The organism is Pedobacter sp. Leaf176, from assembly GCF_001424305.1.
Lineage (GTDB): Bacteria > Bacteroidota > Bacteroidia > Sphingobacteriales > Sphingobacteriaceae > Pedobacter.
On record NZ_LMPD01000001.1, the window covers coordinates 724,686 to 739,484 of the forward strand.

The 14,799-nt window shown below is 36.2% G+C and carries 12 protein-coding genes; 2 read left to right on the plus strand and 10 right to left on the minus strand.

Translation table 11 applies throughout. The features are described from left to right. Window position 1: 1 nt before the first annotated feature. From ASF92_RS03285 to ASF92_RS03320, 8 genes are all read right to left on the minus strand, one after another. Window positions 2–1,993, minus strand: a complete 1,992-nt coding sequence (locus ASF92_RS03285; protein WP_056087724.1) for a J domain-containing protein — start codon at window positions 1,991–1,993, stop codon at window positions 2–4. Continuing rightward, window positions 1,980–2,972 (minus strand): DUF4407 domain-containing protein, encoded by a 993-nt coding sequence (locus ASF92_RS03290; protein ID WP_056087726.1) that lies wholly within the window; start codon window positions 2,970–2,972, stop codon window positions 1,980–1,982. Before ASF92_RS03290 ends, ASF92_RS03285 begins: the two co-directional genes overlap by 14 nt. Then, window positions 2,972–4,207 carry a DUF4407 domain-containing protein gene (locus ASF92_RS03295; RefSeq protein ID WP_056087729.1) on the minus strand — a complete coding sequence of 412 codons (1,236 nt, stop codon included), beginning with the start codon at window positions 4,205–4,207 and terminating at the stop codon, window positions 2,972–2,974. Before ASF92_RS03295 ends, ASF92_RS03290 begins: the two co-directional genes overlap by 1 nt. Before the next feature lie 6 nt (window positions 4,208–4,213). Continuing rightward, window positions 4,214–4,678: a hypothetical protein gene (locus ASF92_RS03300; RefSeq protein WP_056087732.1), complete on the minus strand. Its 465-nt coding sequence runs from the start codon at window positions 4,676–4,678 to the stop codon at window positions 4,214–4,216. Window positions 4,679–4,928: 250 nt separating this feature from the next. After that, window positions 4,929–6,038: a type I restriction endonuclease gene (locus ASF92_RS03305; RefSeq protein WP_231729729.1), complete on the minus strand. Its 1,110-nt coding sequence runs from the start codon at window positions 6,036–6,038 to the stop codon at window positions 4,929–4,931. 390 nt (window positions 6,039–6,428) lie between these two features. Further along, window positions 6,429–7,094 (minus strand): response regulator transcription factor, encoded by a 666-nt coding sequence (locus ASF92_RS03310; RefSeq protein ID WP_056089125.1) that lies wholly within the window; start codon window positions 7,092–7,094, stop codon window positions 6,429–6,431. A gap of 10 nt (window positions 7,095–7,104) precedes the next feature. After that, window positions 7,105–8,772, minus strand: coding sequence for an ATP-binding protein (locus ASF92_RS03315; RefSeq protein ID WP_231729730.1), 1,668 nt, complete (start codon window positions 8,770–8,772; stop codon window positions 7,105–7,107). Window positions 8,773–8,915: 143 nt separating this feature from the next. Then, window positions 8,916–9,122 carry a hypothetical protein gene (locus tag ASF92_RS03320; protein ID WP_056087734.1) on the minus strand — a complete coding sequence of 69 codons (207 nt, stop codon included), beginning with the start codon at window positions 9,120–9,122 and terminating at the stop codon, window positions 8,916–8,918. Window positions 9,123–9,496: 374 nt separating this feature from the next. Between ASF92_RS03320 and ASF92_RS03325 the strand changes: the two genes are divergently transcribed. Next, window positions 9,497–10,423, plus strand: coding sequence for a hypothetical protein (locus tag ASF92_RS03325; protein WP_056087737.1), 927 nt, complete (start codon window positions 9,497–9,499; stop codon window positions 10,421–10,423). Between the two features lie 204 nt (window positions 10,424–10,627). Here ASF92_RS03325 and ASF92_RS03330 read toward each other — a convergent pair whose 3' ends face one another. Next, the gene (locus tag ASF92_RS03330) at window positions 10,628–11,539 is read right to left on the minus strand and encodes a TIGR01777 family oxidoreductase (protein ID WP_056087739.1); all 912 of its coding nucleotides are present in this window, start codon (window positions 11,537–11,539) and stop codon (window positions 10,628–10,630) included. 168 nt (window positions 11,540–11,707) lie between these two features. Then, complete coding sequence (locus ASF92_RS03335) at window positions 11,708–13,306, minus strand: DUF4139 domain-containing protein (protein ID WP_197413220.1); 1,599 nt, start codon at window positions 13,304–13,306, stop codon at window positions 11,708–11,710. Window positions 13,307–13,475: 169 nt separating this feature from the next. Here ASF92_RS03335 and ASF92_RS03340 point away from each other — a divergent pair, with 169 nt between their 5' ends. Beyond that, window positions 13,476–14,750 carry a DASH family cryptochrome gene (locus ASF92_RS03340; RefSeq protein WP_056087749.1) on the plus strand — a complete coding sequence of 425 codons (1,275 nt, stop codon included), beginning with the start codon at window positions 13,476–13,478 and terminating at the stop codon, window positions 14,748–14,750. Window positions 14,751–14,799 lie beyond the last annotated feature (49 nt).

A 14,799-nucleotide genomic window follows, 5' to 3' on the forward strand; every position in this document is an offset into this window, starting at 1 on the left:
ATTAATTTGATTTTAAAGAAATGCGCCAATAGTCTGTGTTTGAAATTTCATCCGAAAGGACGCCGGGTTTTACATTTTGCACGGTTGTTTCCCAGAAAACGTATTGCTGATTATTATAATTATAAGCAACTCCATCATAAGGTAGATTTATACCTAGAATGGAGTGGCTGTAATGCGAACTGCTTAATAAAGCAACATCATAGTTGTAGTGTGAAAATATAGTGTAAAGTAATAATGTTCGTGTATCGCAATCTCCATTAAGATTCGCTAAAAATTCAATAGGGGTATTAATTCCATATTTTTCAAATCCATCACATCTCGCATCTGGGCTTGAAAGGTATTTCGTTGTAAATTCATCTTGATAATACTGGGCATCACAGTCTTCTGGAAGTACTAGCGTGTAAGGGATTGTTTGCACAAATGACACAACTATTTCCGCAAATGACATTGAACTTAGTTTATGCTCAGTTCTAATAGAATCAAACATAGAATACAAGCTTGATAATTTATTTTTATCATTCTCTTTTAGTGAGAAAATTATTTTATCATAACTATTTTCACTGTTACCAGAGATGTCTAAATTTTGTTTATAAAAATGCGCCTGATTCAAATCGCTTTTTTTGACAGAAAAATTTCCTTCGTACGTTTTGCCACTATAATCTTCCCAAATCATATGATGATTAATTAATGTATCTACAATTTTATCTGCTGATTGTGGGTTGACAACAGGTGTGTATTTCGGTTTTTCAATAACAGGTTTTGGTTTCACAACTGTTTGCCCAGCTCTTTTATTTACCGATTTAAGTATTGTTGAAATTATTGCCATAGAAAATATAACCCCAAAAAGCACAAAGGCGATTCTAAAAATCCAAGTCCAAAATCGAAAAGGCATTAAATTTAGAAGATATGGAATTAAGATTAATGGTAGTAGGAAAGCAAGTTTTGGAATGAAAAATATAACGAAAAATATAATTGCACCAATTCCTAATATGTTTCCTACAGAACCCAAACAACCATTGTTTTGAGGTGCTACTCTAGGTTCGTATTTCCATTTGCTCCATTCAGTTTTTTTGCTGTCACTATTGGTTGTCGCATGTCTTACATAATTACCAGAAGTTTGCTTTTTTCCTGTAGCCCGATAAGCAGGCCTAGTTACTTCAGCAACCCAATTACCCCAAAATTTACTGCAATCTGTATTGTAATATGCTTTTCTGAAATAGTTTGTGCCATTTTCAATTTTTTGCTCTGTTTCACCCGTTTCGCCAAAACACTCTTCAACAATTACTTCCTCTTTATAACTTTTAATTTCTTTTACATGGCAGTAAAAATTTCCAGTTATAGTTCCAAAACTCTCATTTTCATGCTTGGTCACATTTGTAATTTCTGGATCAGGAATAGTTAAATCTATAAGATGTAATTTATAATCTCTTGGTATATGATGCTGATCTAAAATCTGACAACTTACAGGTTGTTTTATGTTTAAACCTAATGGTTTATGCTTCGCAAATACTTTTTTAAATTCCTCTGAAAGATGTTGCCTGAGCATTTGTTCAACTATAGCGTCAGTTTGTGTAATCTTTATTTTATAAAAGGTTTCTCTTAATATGTTTTCTGCATCTCGTTCATCATGTTTACCGCGATATTTGATAAAAATTTTCCCTTTTAAATAAGTTTTTTCTTCCCGGGTTTTTGTTGTGGTTTTAGTGTAAGTTCTTTTATGCTTATTTACCGGATTTTGAGAAGCAGATTGTTCTTGTTGATGCGCCTTTTTATTTAGTAGATACTGATCATAAGCATAACGCTCATCCTTATTACCTAAAACTTCATAAGCTTCATTAATTTCTTTAATTAAAGCCTCATATTCTGGATTATCCGGATTCAAATCCGGATGGTATATTTTAGCCTGCTTCCTGTAGGCAAGTTTCACTTCATCAATACTCGCTAAAGGATGAACCCCTAAAATTTTATAATAATCCTTTTTAAAGTCTTTCATTCTCAATCAGATTATTAAAAAATTGCTCTTGTGTTAAATATTCAGGAAGGGGTTTTCTTTTGGTATTAAAAGGAGGATCGTTAAACGGTTCGTGAAAATCCACGTCAGCCAACGTAAATTTTGTTTTAAAAATCGCTTTATATTTAGCTTTGAATTTAATGTATTCTATTTCTACTAAGTTTCTGTCATTAGCTTTCTTAAGCTCATAATACTTACTTTTTCCAGAGATAGAATAGATAAGTACAATGGGTGTAAAGAAAAGTGTTAATATAATAAGCACGACAAAAGAGGAGCCTGAGTATTTGTTCGCAAGCTCTATTCTTTTAATAAAGAAATTTGAATTCGAAATAGTATTATTTGCAGTAACATTTGCCAAATCTATCTGTGCATTTATTTTGACTATATCTGCATCAATTTTACTTATTTCTGCATCTAATGTTTCAGATTTAGCCATTAACAGATAAGCACTTTTTTGTGTAATTAATTTATCGACATCTGAAGAATATAAATCTGAATTTACTTTGGAAAATTTTTGGTACAATTCAGATTTATATCGCTCTAAATCGTTACCCAGCTGATGTCTATATACAAATATCTTCACTGGTTGTGCTATTAAAAATCCAATCATCAGAACAAAGCCTATTCTTGATAAATTAGAAAGATTGAAAAATTTCAGCTTATAAGCAGTTGGGAATACCTCTTTTGAAAATGTTTGTATGAGGAATATGTAAATGGTAAAAAACATTAATGAAAAGAAAGAGGAAAGCAAAATTTCTGCATGCCACATATCAAACATTAAATCAAAAGCGTAAAACACTGAGCAAAAGCTAATCAATAAAATAACCAAGACTAAAAAACCGGCAATTAAAAACTTAAAAAAATTATCAAGTTCAGATTTCTCCAATATTGGGTAATCAATTCCGATCAGGCTTACAATAGATCGCCTGCTCAAAAATCTAGCATATCTTTGTTTTGACATTATTCTTCGCTTAAGTATGCTTCGGGATTGTTATTAATGTCGTTTTGCTTCTTATCTTTCCAGGCGTCAATTGCCTCATTACTTAAGGTACTTTGTGCCTCCAATAGTTTAATCTTTTCTTTAAGTACCCTTATTACCTGATGGTTAATTACCAGGTCTCTTTCAATCCCCTCACCATCTGGATAGAAGTTATGTTGTATTTCTATACCTTTATCAGCTTTAATCAGCTCCTTAATATTTTCTTCCATATAATCATAAGTGCTTTTTATTAGCATTAATTTGAAGAAAATTGGGGTTAGCTCTATAGTCATAAATAGAAGAGTAACAAATAGTGAAATTACCCATCCCGCTTCTTCGTGGGCAAGCTTTATTCTTTCTAACAAGCCATCCAAACCGGCCGCTACCTTTCCACTTTCTTTTAGTTTATTCAGCTTATCTGTCTCTAGGCTTTCAAGTTCCTTTTTAACTTTTATAAATTCAGGGTCACTTTTTATAGCGGTAACCTCCGCTTGATTTGACGCCAATTGATTTTTGAATTCAGCACACTTTAAAGAACAACCGCCATGAGAATTTTCATAAGCTATATCAGCTTTTCGAACCGTGCTAATACTATCCAGTCTCGCAATCCTGTTAAGTTGTTCTCTTATTATACTCTGCTTTTTTTCGATTTCTCCATTTGCTACCTTTTCAATTTCAGATTTGTAGGCTTGTTCTTGTTTAATTTGCTTCGCATGTAAGGCAACGTCAATCTCAGTTTTAAACATTCTTATCTCAACCGGTTTTGAGATAGTGAGCGCTATAATTGCACCCATAATAATACGCGGTAAAGCACCAACTAATTCCTTCCTGGTAATTGCTTCTGTGCCATCACCTTTTCCTGTGCTCGTAACAATAAATCTGTCAATATTAAATATAATTGCACCCCAGATTAATCCGAAAACTATCGATATTAATGCTGTGGGGATATGTGTTGGATCATAGTTGCTTGCAATTCCCTCAACAGCTTTGAAAGAATCTATCGCATTCCCTTTTGGAGCAAATATGGTGTAAAATGCGTACCCACCAGCAATAGCGGCCATTACGCCCGTTGCAATAATAATTCCACCTAGGCAGACATATTTGATCTGGTCACCATAGGTACTTCTTTCTAGTATGAATCGATCCGCGCCAGCTGCTTTCCAGAAAAGTCGCATAAATTTGCTCGACTTCGGAGATTGATAAAATTCACTATTCATGAGAAATTAATTAGGGTATGAAATATTTATAATTTTTTTTAATTCTGTTTGTTGTAGAAAAGATATTTTAAAAGGACTAACCTTAAGTTTTGAATGTTTTTGTTTTACATCAGGAATTATAAGTTTAGCTTCAAAAGGATCTTTCAGTTTTGCCGGGAAATCAATAGTAGTATTGAGGCTGATGCGATTTAATTTTAGTATATGTTTTTTGCTGCGCCACGAGCCAGCAATAACAAGTTCCAATTGTTCAATATTACTATCAACTGCAATGTAAGCTGAGCCTGCTTTTAAAAAAGACTTATATTTTGAGGATTTAATTTTTAATCTATAAGCATTTTTCAAGCTCCAGTTAAAAATAAAATAACTTTTATCCACTATAATGTAGTCCGCGTATTCAAAATGATAAAAATTAGGACCGCCAACAATAAAAATATTTTTTAGCCAAAGGAAAAATAATGTAAGTTTTCTCATATAAATTTGTTTTGTCAAAGCCAGGTTTTAAGAAAAAAACGTTCATATAATAATTAAGCGAGAAATTGTTCACCAGCATTAAATAAGGAATATTATTCATGATTGATTTTCGTCGAAGAAGCTGCTTAAATCGATAAATATCATAGGATATTGATTTGAATACTTTAACCAAGAGATTGCCAGCTTCCTTCAAGAAACTTTGAGGCAATCCCTTTATTAGTGAGAGCGGAGCATCAGTGAAATCTTTTAATCAGTAATTTGCTATCGTTTGATGAAGCTGAGTTCTAAAACCATATATTTCATCAAGACTATTTAATAGTGTTTTTTCACCCGAATCCTTTCCCTTGTCAAATAGTTCTACCCATTTATTTGACGTGTTGAAATGAAAGCGGCAAATTGGTTTGCGATTATTATTATCCAGGAGTACGCCGAAGTAAGACTGTGTATCTCGTGGTGAAATTCTGTTGGCCGGAATTTTCTCTCTTAAAATGGCTTTCACAATCTGAAATGCATCCAGTTCCTCATCTGTGGTGACTATTTTATTGGCGTCGATATTTTCGTCAATCGGATTTACCTTACTTTCATCCGGTTTATCAAGTCGCTCATTGATGCTTAAGGCCGATTTTAACCGGTAACTGATCGATTCATTAATGGATGTGGTTAATGCTTTTTTGGTATACTCTTTAAATGTTGCCATGCGGCTTGCCGTTAAAGGCTTGTCGAAGAACCTGTTTACTAAAAGTTTAACCAGCTCATCAGAAGGGTTTTCAATCTCCTTTTCGAATTCCTTGCGGATGGCCTTTATGTATTTTAAGGCTTCTGCAGAATCTAAAATTTGCTCCAGGTTGTACTCATTTTTGGTAAAACTCTCTAAAATTTTAATGGAGCTGTCTTTCAAATCCTCGATATCAATGGTTAAGAAAGGCTTCTCATCCATAATATTTGGTTTCTCCAAATCAGAATAAAAATTATAGATGGTTCCGTTGGTTAACACACCAAACCTGGCTTTAGATACATGGTAATACCGGTGAAGTTGCGAATTGTGTGCGTCGGCATTTTCTTTCCAGTGCTTGCATTCGAAAATTAAAATAGGTTCGTTATTTTTTTTGATAACATAATCTATCTTTTCTCCTTTTTTGGTACCGATATCACAGATGTGTTCCGGGATAACTTCGGTTGGATTGAAGATGTCATAGCCTAAAATTTGGATGAAAGGCATTACAAATGCATTTTTGGTTGCCTCTTCGGTATTAATCTGATCTTTTAAGCCATTAACGCGCTGGTGGAGTTGTTCGAGCTTTAATTTTAGTTCCATAGTTTCGGGAATGATTATTCTGATGGTCTGCTCAAAAGTAGCCATGCTGAAAGCGCTTTTATTACGGGAAACCGTAAAGGGGAAAATATTTTGAAAAGAAAAAAGAAGATTAGATGTATGGCAAATATTATCATGTAAGCGGTTTCCTTACAAAGGCTTTCCTCGGCTGGCCACCGAAAGGACTTCTTCTTTGTCCTTGATGATAAAGAAGCAGGGTATCCCCCTTTGGAGGGGGGCAGGGGGAGGAAATTTTCTTACCCCTTTATATTCATAAGGGAATTAGTTTTACTTATCTTTTTATAAAAAAGTCTTTCAATAGCTTAACACTACTCAATTAAATTCTCCCGCCAACCGGTATATGATGCGTAAGTGTTCATGAGGCTAGCCAGCCAAGTTGCAAATGTCAACGCAATTTAAACCGTTAACTGATTACGATCAGATAATCTTGTTTGCGATACAATACGCAATAAGTTGCCCGTTATTGGTCATGTTTAATGAAGTTTTGATCAGGCTAAGGCGTTTTTCGATACTACTTAAACCGAAAGGTTCCATGTTTTTCGCTTTTAAAAGGTCGGGCATCTCCTTTTGAGTTTTTCCGCTGGAAAGCAATGATACAATCGTTTTATCATAATTCGTAAAATGATGTATATGCACTTCCTTGTGCCGGAGGTTTGGCGAAACGTATTTTTTATTTTTGTAGATAGCTTCAATTGCAAGCTTGAGGTCTTTCGCGTCATGACGTGCCTTCGGAACAAAAGCATCAATATTCAATTCATTAAAGAATGAACTGGCAATAAGTGCCCTGTTTTCACCTGAAAATACCAGGATTTTTATATCTGGCTGTACTTCCTTCACCGCCTGGATAAGTTCTTTGCCACCGGAGATTTTTTGTGTTGGGTAATCATCGTCAAAAGATAAATCCGTAATCAATAGTTCGTATGGATTGTCCTCCCGGATGGCTTTTCGTACCCTTGCAAATGCATCATCACATTGAAATACATAATCTTTCTCGACTACTGTGATACCAAGATCGCTCATCACGTTTCGGAGGGATAGATTTGCCATTTCATGGTCTTCGGCGATTAATACATTTTTGAACATAACAACTTTATTAAATGGGAAACGAGAATTTAACATTAAGCCCCTGATTGGCTTTAGAATCAAAAGTAATTACCCCAGAAATACTTTTAATACGGGTTTCCGTATTCTTTAATCCATTTCCAGGTGAAAAATGCTGTATACCTTTTCCATTATCCGAATATAGAACCGTAATTCGTCCATTGTCATGTTGAAAGGCTAATCTTACCACATCCGCCTCGCTATGCTTTCTCATATTCGTCATTAGTTCCTGAAGAATCGTAAAAACCTCTATTTTAACCGTTTCCCGCACAGCCTCCCAAATGTGCTCTTCATTTCCATTTACAGCAATATTTACCTCAGCCGATTGATAAGAAGAAAACATTTTTGAAAGCGCTTTCGCAAAGCCCGGTTTGTATCCTGTATCAGTGTTTTCGTAAGAAAGGTCTCTGGAAATGTGATAAATTACATCCAGTTTTTCGGCTACTTCATCCTTATCCATGTGCGGACGGTTATCTATCTCGTCCATAACCTGGTAAATTCTGTTGGCAACGTGGTCATGAACCTTTTTTGCGTACTTTATTTCTGTGTTTTTAACCTCAATTTCCTTTTCTTGTTTTAGTATTTTCTGGCGTCTTCGATACCAAAAATAACTGGCTATGGAGAAAGCTATTAAAATGCCAATTCCTATGTATCCGATAACTATGCTGTTTTGCTTTTTCATATTTTCTTCCTGAGCTTTTAGAAAGTCAGCTTTATTTTTTTCGGTTTCATAGCGGATGAGTGCAAACTGATTCTTTGCGATATTCCTTGCAGTTTGTACGCTGTCGTTCAAATTCTGATAAATTTCGAAATAATGCCTGGACTCTTCTAGGGGACTGAGTTTGACTAGCTTTTGAAGTGCTTCTAACTGGTCACCTGAACTTTTGACTTCACGAGCAATTACATACATTTTCTTTGCGTAATAGACTGCAGAATCTGATCCTTTCTTCATGTAATAGTCTGAAAGGTGTGAATAACTAGAGTTTAAACCCCACAAGTCCGCTTCTTTTTCACGTATTCGTAGTGATTTCAAAAAATCAGGTATAGGATTGATTTTTGCGTTTTGGAGCCATTTTGTTTTAGCAATATTTGTTAATGCCCTTGCATACTCTTTTTGATTCTTACTAATCCCTGATTGGACTTGTTTATATATTTTTAAAGCTTCAGGATAGTTTTTGATTTGTTGATAGACTTTGGCTTTATTGTTTTGATAAAGTCTTATATCCAGAGGACTTTCGGAAAATCTGATTGCCAAATCGTAAAATTTTAAAGCATTGTTGAAGTCAGATAATTGAAAAGTTGCAATGCCTAAATTATTGTAATTAGAATGAATATATGGGTAATGACCCTTATCATTCTTATTAAAATATTTAATAGCATTTAGTGAAATCTCCTGACCGCCAAAATAATCTCCTTTATCTGTCGATATAATGCCCATATTAACGAGGCACTTACCTGCTCCGAAAGTATCTTTCTGAGATAAGAATACATCTTTGGCTTGATTAAAATACCTAAAAGCACTATCGAATTTCTCAACTTCCCGATATTCGAATGCTTTGTCATATAATAAGTTTTCCTTTTTGTTTTGTTCTTTAGGTTGTTTATTGGAGCAAGAAAGTAAAAGGCCTATAGGTAATAATAAAATAGAGATGCGTTTCACAGTTTTAGTTTTTCTCTAAGGTAATAAAAACAATAAATAAAGGATTGTTCATAACTCGAAGAAAGCACTAGGTCCATGTAACTTTATTGGCTAAATAAAGTACAAATCAAAAATAAGGCGGATTTACCGCCTTATTTTTTTACTTAGTCTATTTTTGGAGGTGGATTTTGTCCTGTATCTCCACCCGTTCCGTCGCCAGGAGGCGGGTCACCTGGGTCACCGGGATTTCCAGGATCACCAGGCGCATCCTGAGTGGTTACTACTGTTCCGTTGCCATTAGGGCAAGAACTATTTGTATTAGATGGGTTAACCAGTCCTAATAGGATGGCAATAAACAAAGGAATAAACATGATTCAAAAATTTAAAAGTGAAATACTTGCAGTTCCCCTCGAGCCGTTCGAGGGGGTTGCTGCTGTGTAAATCAGAAGGCCTTCTGAATTTTTGGGAAGTGTTTTGAGTTTCAATCGCGGGAGCTAATAATTGCTTCCCATTTCAGCTAATAACTACCGCGATGTCTGCTCTTTTATCAATCCGTTTTTTTGTTTAGCTTCGATAGCGAATCGTTGCTTGTTCCGATTGACAGTACAAATATGGGTAGGCTAAAAAGCTAATGGACAGATAATTCCGGTTATTCTTTTAATTCTTTTTATATTCTTTCTGAATTCCGGAAAACCGTAAAATTCCGGAAATTCCGTTTTTATTTTTACGCTTAAATTTTTGAAAAATGCCCGAAGATTATCAAGATGCAGTACTGGCTGCTTATAAGCAAAAGCAGAAAAAAGAAGATGAAAAGCTTCCGCTATTTCTATTGAGGCCAACTGCAGTTAAATTGAAAAAAGCGTGTCTAAGAAAGTACGATGCCAGTGAAGAGGCTAGAGATATATTTTCTGAATTTTTTAATAAGGATAGGATAAATACTGATTTTTCTTCGATTATATCAAAGGCGGATGAGGGTTGTTTTAGGCCATTATTAAATCACTTAAATGGAGTAACTGCGAGGACTGATGAGAAAAACACCGAACTCTTAGCATGGTTAATCGATTTTCAGCCCAGGCCGAGCATAACTTATTATAAAAATCAATTTCCTGATAGAGGTGCTCCTCCTACACCACCTACTCCTCCAGTTCCGCCTCCTAAAAAAAATCAGCTGAAGGTCTATAGTATTATTTTAAAAACCAGTATAACATTTATCACGCTTTTCATTATAACTATAGCCTATGTATTTTGGAAGAAAAATAAAGATAAAAACATAAGGGAGGCCAGTTCTACGGAGCAGTGCATGTATTGGACAGGATTGCATTACGAGCCAATTGCTTGTGATGATAAAGATGTGACTAAGCTGAAACTCCCTTTAAATAAAGAGCAATTAGCAAGTCAACAAAAAATCACTGAGCCAGATACCCTTACAGCGCACTCTTTAGGTAAGGTTTGGTATGGAAAAATAAATAGCAAACCCGAATTTTATACAGATTCCGGAACGAATCCACAGGATACAACAAAAAGACTATTGCCTTTAACCCAGTATATGCTGCATAAGTATGTGTCTTATGATCGATATCGGTTAGAGGTATTAATCTGGTCTGTTTCTTTGCTCGCTTTGTTTGGTGTTTTAGCGGGTGCGGCATATAGGTACCGCCCAAAAAAATATTAGAGCGTCAGATTTAAAGATCTCTCCGTTTCGCTGTGCTGCAGTCGAGAAGACGACATGCTGGATTAATAAAAGCTTAGAGATAAGTCGTCATTTCGAGCACCGCCGAGAAATCTTTGTAACGAGAGCCGGGTTCAAAGATCGTTCCGCCCTGTTTCAGTCGAAGAAGACCAAAAGAAAGTCATCTTTCAAGCTTAAATTAATCCGCTATTGAACTGTTGGAGCATAAATAGCCTCCAAAGCCTCCTCCAAACGCGTGAATTTAAATTTAAAACCCGCATCTAAAAGCTTTTGAGCAGATGTATTGCTGCTCATCAGTACGGCTTCAACCCTTTCTCCTAAGATTAATTTAATAGCGGCTTTTGGTACTTTAACCGGCCAGAAAGGGCGGTGAAGTTTTTTCGCAATGGCTTTTGTTAAACCTTTGTTCGTAACCGGAAAAGGAGCGCAGGCATTATAACAGCCTTCCATTGCTGTATTTTCTATGGCATCGATGTACATGGCAACCATATCGTCAAGGTGCAGCCAGGGTGTCCACTGCTTTCCGGTTCCGATTGCGGCGCCAGCAAAAAGGCGCACTGGCAAATCCAGTTGGGGCAATGCACCGCCAGCTTTACTTAAAACGATTCCGGTGCGGAGTTTTACAATTCTAAGGCTTAACTTTTTGCCTTCATCTACCGCCCGCTCCCAGAGCTTACAACATTCTGCCAGGAAACCATAGCCATTAGGACTTTCTTCCGTTAAAATTTCATCTCCACAATCGCCATAATAGCCAACAGCCGATGCCGAGATGAAAGATTTTATGTTGTGGTTTTTTGATTCCTTGATGGCTTTAAAAAGCAATGCCGCCGATTTTACGCGACTGTCGATAATCTGTTTTTTGCGTTCGTCTGTCCATGCTTTATCAGCAACTGGTTCTCCGGCAAGGTGAACAACTGCATCCACACCGGTTAAGCAAGCAACATCTATCTGTTCCTCGTATACATCCCAGCGAAATGCATGTTCACCTTCAGGTTTCCGGGATAAGGTATTCACCTCGTAGCCCATTCCCAGCAGTTTTTTTTTCAGCGCTGAACCCACCAAACCTGTTGCCCCGGTAATCAGAATTTTTTTAGCCATAATTTACAAACACCCAAGATACAAAAGGGTTTTTGTTAATGGAAAGTGGAAAGTGGAAAGTGGAAAGTGGAAAGTGGAAAGTGGAAAGTGGAAAGTGGAAATGGAAATGGATAGGTTTGCCCGCATGCCTATTATCTATTTCCCACTACCCATTTCCCCCTTCTTAAATTAAAGCCCGGCTATAACTTTATTTTTTGGCGCCTTAACGGAATAACTTAACTTAATTGTTTTGGTTTCGTTAGGCTCTACTTTCAGATTCCAGGTAAGCATACCTGTTTCTTTAGTTACTTCAGCACCACTACTGTCGACTAATTCAATCTCAATATCACTATCTGTAGATAAAGGATACTGGTCTTTTAGGGATAGTTCGATTGCTTCTTTTTTAGAGTTTCTAATTTTTATGAGGTAGGTAAATAGCTGTTTTTTATTGTTGCCTATAAATTTCGTGCTGCTAAAATCTTCCTGTTTTTCTTTAGTAATAAGGATTTTTTTGTCTTTACCCATGCTTAAACTCAGCGTGTCTGAAATATTCGCAGGATTGATAAAAGACTTGCCCGTAAATGTACCGTCGAAAATAATGTTCGCGTTTCCTGCTTGTAAATTTAGTTTTTCCCAATCCAACACATCGGCTAATAAATAAGCATCAGTACTTATTCTTGGTGCGGCATAATATTTATATTTGGCAAGTACCTGATATTCTTTAAAAGAAACCGTGTGCGGTTTGTTATCGCTATTTACATCGTAAGGGATATTGATATCGAAAGTTACACCAAGTTGAGTTTCATTAACAGATGTGTAATCATTTATCGTGGAGACGGAGCCGATAACGTCTTTTCTTTTTGTACTGCCATAACCGACAGCAATGGTTTCATTTAACTGCACTGGCGATGCTAACCCTCTAATTCTAATTTGCGGCTGGATAACAGAAACAAACCAGGGATGTAAAGTTGGTGCGGTAATGTTATAATTTGGGTTTCCTGTAGATAAAGCAAGTTTAACCTTTTTCCAATCTAATCCTGTGTTTTGTGTAATCGCTCCTTTGTATACAATACCCAGCGGACTCAACGTATTTACTGCTTTGATGTCGTAACTCGCTGACCAGCTAGCATTCGGCGTAACATAAGAAACGTTATAACTTGCATCTGTATTTTCTTTTGCCATCAGTTGCAGAACCAATTGTCCTAATTGTTGATTCGGATTGTTACGGAGTTCAGCCAATTGTTGTTGTAAAGCGTCTAACTTCCGGGCCTGCTTCTCTTCTATTAAGCCAATGGCTATTATAGCGTTACGTACTTCGGTACTTTTTGCCCGGTAATATGCTGCAAGTTTTATCAATTCGGCAACATTTGTACCTGTATTTGTACCACCGGATTTTCTGTTTTCATCTAACAGAACCAATGTTTGTTCTTCAACGGTTTTAGCATTTTTAATTTTTGACAATTCTGTATTCACAATTTTAATGCTATCATTCAGAAGCTTGATTTCTGGGTTGGCAGCATCCGTATTTAAAAAATCACGATTAAACTGAACAGCTAAAATGGTTACACCCGCAGAAACACCAACCTGGATTGAGTTTTCGTTTATACGCCCTGAAATATTATTAACTACAATTTCTGATGTTCCGGAAGGAAGCTTAACGTTTCCATGGTGCGTTAATTGTGCGCCATTGTTATAAACGGTTACACTTTCCAGGATGGCTTTACTCTTTATTTGCTGCTGTGCGCAAACACTAAGCGGGAATAATAATGTGATTAAAATGCGTTTCATTTTTGTGGGTATGTTATTTAAATTTTGAGAAATGATGTCGCTTTCAATAACATTCCATAAGAGAATCGTATTTTGTTTAGGATTTGTAAAGAATTCGACATGTTTTTGATGCCCGGAAAAAATACAATAAATTTGTAATAGCGTTCTTAATACCATTTTTCAATAAAAGATGTCAAAAAAAATTCTTGTCTGGTTTAGAAACGATCTTCGTTTGCATGATAACGAAATGCTGGTCGAGGCAATTGCTAAATCGGACTCAATTTTACCGGTCTACATTATTGATCCCCGTCTTTTCGGTTCCACTAGATATGGTACGCTAAAAACAGGAAGCATCAGGGCGCAATTTATTTTAGAAAGTATTGCCGCGTTAAGGAATTCATTAAAGCAAATTGGCGGCAATCTTTTGGTAAAAGAAGGCAAGCCTGAAGAAATTATTCCTGTATTGGTTCAGGAATATGAAATCAATGAAGTTTATCACCATCGCGAAGTTGCAGAAGAAGAAACCCAGATTTCGACTTTAGTTGAAAATGGATTATGGAAATTACGCATCAATTTAAAGCATTTTATTGGCCATACCCTTTACAATAAAGAAGACTTGCCTTTTCCAATAAAGGATATTCCGGATGCATTCAACCAATTCAAAAAGAAAATTGAACGTGACGCGATTATTAAACCTTGCTTCCCAGCTCCGGATAGGATTAACGTGGCGGAGGTTATCGATTGGGGAAATATTCCACCTTTAGCAGATTTACAACTAACCACCCAGGAAAAAGATAGGCGGTCTGATTTTGAATTTATTGGTGGTGAAACAGAAGGAATAAGTACTTTGCAGAAAGTAATTGTAGCGATGCAGCAAGCCGCAACAACTAAAAATCTGATTTTAGCATCTAAACTTTCGGCCTGGTTGGCCATGGGTTGTTTGTCGCCACGCAAGGTGTATTGGGAAATTAAGAAAATGGAAGGCATGCCAAATACCAAGGCGATGTTTAACCACGTTCTGCTGGGATTACTTTGGCGAGATTATTTTCGTTTCATGTTCAAAAAATATGGAAACACATTTTTTAAACCCGACGGCTTTGGTAGCCAGGGGATAACAGACGAAGCCAATACCGAGGAGAATTTTAACAGCTGGAAAAACGGGCAAACGGGTTTTGCCATTGTTGATGCCGTTATGAATGAGCTTAATCAAACCGGTTACATTTCAAATATCGCCCGCCAAACTGCGGCATTATACCTGATTAATAATTTAGAAGTAAGCTGGGTTTTAGGTGCTGCATATTTCGAAGAAAAATTAATCGACTATAATCCGGCAAGTAATTGGGGTAACTGGGCCAATATGGCTGGTGTAGGTAACGATCAGAAAACAAAGAGTGTTTTTGATTTAGATAAGAACATTAAAAATTTAGATCCGAAAGGAAATTATGCCTTAACCTGGGCCTCGTAGGATTAAAGATTAAGGAACAAAGAGTAAAGATTAACGCTTCATAGAGAAA

Bases quoted from the DNA above. Each gene is read 5' to 3' on its own strand.
- ASF92_RS03285 (WP_056087724.1), bottom strand. From the start codon at position 1,993: ATGAAAGACTTTAAAAAGGATTATTATAAAATTTTAGGGGTTCATCCT.
- ASF92_RS03290 (WP_056087726.1), bottom strand. From the start codon at position 2,972: ATGTCAAAACAAAGATATGCTAGATTTTTGAGCAGGCGATCTATTGTA.
- ASF92_RS03295 (WP_056087729.1), bottom strand. From the start codon at position 4,207: ATGAATAGTGAATTTTATCAATCTCCGAAGTCGAGCAAATTTATGCGA.
- ASF92_RS03300 (WP_056087732.1), bottom strand. From the start codon at position 4,678: ATGAGAAAACTTACATTATTTTTCCTTTGGCTAAAAAATATTTTTATT.
- ASF92_RS03305 (WP_231729729.1), bottom strand. From the start codon at position 6,038: ATGGCTACTTTTGAGCAGACCATCAGAATAATCATTCCCGAAACTATG.
- ASF92_RS03310 (WP_056089125.1), bottom strand. From the start codon at position 7,094: ATGTTCAAAAATGTATTAATCGCCGAAGACCATGAAATGGCAAATCTA.
- ASF92_RS03320 (WP_056087734.1), bottom strand. From the start codon at position 9,122: ATGTTTATTCCTTTGTTTATTGCCATCCTATTAGGACTGGTTAACCCA.
- ASF92_RS03325 (WP_056087737.1), top strand. From the start codon at position 9,497: ATGCCCGAAGATTATCAAGATGCAGTACTGGCTGCTTATAAGCAAAAG.
- ASF92_RS03330 (WP_056087739.1), bottom strand. From the start codon at position 11,539: ATGGCTAAAAAAATTCTGATTACCGGGGCAACAGGTTTGGTGGGTTCA.
- ASF92_RS03335 (WP_197413220.1), bottom strand. From the start codon at position 13,306: ATGAAACGCATTTTAATCACATTATTATTCCCGCTTAGTGTTTGCGCA.
- ASF92_RS03340 (WP_056087749.1), top strand. From the start codon at position 13,476: ATGTCAAAAAAAATTCTTGTCTGGTTTAGAAACGATCTTCGTTTGCAT.